Raw genomic sequence first — 2117 nt, 5'->3', positions numbered from 1 at the left:
ATCTCCTTTCTTCTACTCGATGCGCAGCGCGCGCATGGGTTCAATGGAAGCAGCACGCCGCGCAGGGATGAATCCGGCCGCCGCCGCACAGAGGACGAGGACGAATGCTGCGCCAGCAAGGGCCCACGGGTCATAGCTGGCTACGCCGTACAACAGGCTCTTCATCAGATAACCGGCATACAGCGCAGCCGGGATTCCAATGCAAAGGCCTATCAGGACCTGCCACAGGGCGCCGCGCATCACCATGCCGAGCACGCTTGAGCGGGTCGCACCGAGCGCCATGCGAATGCCGATCTCGCTGGTGCGGCGGACCACAAAATAGGACATGACGCCGTAGAGACCGACGGATGCGAGGATGAGGGAGAGAATTCCGAACAACGTTGTGAGACGGGCAACCAGCCTGTCCTGCGTGAAGTTGCCAGCCACCTGATCGCCAAATGTTCTCATCTCAACAACGGTCAGATTCGGATCGATGGAGGCCAGCGTGCGCCGCAAAAGCTCATCTGCATTCTGCTGCGGCACCTTGAAATTCACGATGATGGCATCAATGAACATCGATTGCGTTTCTCCACCGATGATGGCATCGATGAAAGACGGCGGCTGCCCACCACCAGTCCACGTCTTGTAACCGTTGTAGTACTGCGCAAGGGGACGCAGAAAGACGGGACGCGGGAGGTCACGCGGGTTGTTCATCTTGAAATCGTGAAAGACGCCGACAATTTCGAAAGCGCCGGAATACTGCGGAAGATCGATGCCAAAGTGTTTTCCGATGGGATCGTCCTTGGGATAGAACCGTTTGACGAATTCCTGATTGACGATGGCAACCGGCTGCGTGTCCTGCGTGTCTTGCTCAGAGAAGTCACGGCCATGCACGATTGGCACGCCGATCGACTGAAGAAAATGCGGGCTGACGCGGTCCCACGTCGATCCGCATTTATCGTTTGGGCCCGGAGCGGGGTGACCCTGCTGGATCACGCACTCGCCCCAGTTGTCGCCTTCCAGTGGACTGTAGAGGGCCAAGCCGACGTTGGCCACGCCGGGAAGCGATGAAAAGCGGTTCTCGATCTGGCGATAGAGCTCCGGAAGCCGATCAGCGTGATAACCGGCGCCCGCCGGATCGACATGCATAACATAGCGATTGGCAGTTACCACACCGAAGTTCTGATTTTCCAGATTATTGAGCGATTTGGTCATCAGGACAGCGCCGGCTAAAAGGACAAGCGAAAGGGTGGCCTGAAGGATGACGAGCGCTCTTTGAGGAAATGCAGAGCGGTCGCGCGTGGAGCGATTAACGCCGCGCAAAACCTCGGCAGGTTGAGCATGCGACGAAAGCCATGCGGGTCCGAAACCAAATATTACGCCGGTAATCAAGGAGACCAGAAATGCGAAGCCCAGAACGGTGAGGGATGGAGTGGCATCGATCGGCAAATTCCGGGCATCAGGAAATGCAAGCACCAGAATCGTTCGCGATCCCGCATAGGCGACGGCTAATCCAAACAGGCCACCAATGCAACTCAGCAGAACGCTCTCAGTAACGATCTGGCGGATTACGCGGGTGCGTCCCGCTCCGAGCGCCATACGCACCGCCACCTCTCCGCCGCGGGTGGTGCTGCGCGCCAGAACCAGGTTGGCGATGTTGGCGCAGGCGATGAGCAGAACGACCGAGGAGAGGATCATGAGCATGTTCAGGCCCTTGCCCGTCTCCTGCTGCATGCTTTGAATGCCGCCTCCCCCGGGCACAATCACGACGTGCTGCTTGGGAATAATGGCCGCGCCGCCATGCTCTGTGTACGCCGGCCTCGTAGCAAGCCAGTTGCGCAATGCCGCGGAGAGTTTCGCCTGGAGCGCGGGGATGCTCGTTCCCGGCCGGATGCGACCCAAGGGATAGAGCCAATTTTGTTCAGGGTGATGCAGGATCGTGCTTTCCCCGCGCGCGTATGGCTCCTGGTTTACGGGCATCCAGAAGTCTGGTGGGCGTTCTGTGACACGTTCGCCGAAGAAAGACGGCGGAGCAATTCCCACGATCGTAAAGGGGTGTGCCTGGATCGACACGGTTTGGCCGACGATGCTTGGATCGGCGCCAAACTCGCTCTGCCACGAGCGGAAACTGAGCACGA

General features: G+C 58.9%; 1 protein-coding gene. It reads right to left on the bottom strand.

Going from position 1 to position 2117, the window contains the following annotated elements:
* Positions 1 to 12 precede the first annotated feature (12 nt).
* Positions 13 to 2117 (bottom strand): ABC transporter permease (locus WA354_RS14820; RefSeq protein ID WP_472813792.1); only part of this gene is annotated, 2105 nt, incomplete at its 5' end.

The organism is Occallatibacter sp. (assembly GCF_049802275.1).
In the GTDB taxonomy this organism is placed as follows: domain Bacteria; phylum Acidobacteriota; class Terriglobia; order Terriglobales; family Acidobacteriaceae; genus Telmatobacter.
This window is presented reverse-complemented; position numbering and strand designations above follow the sequence as displayed.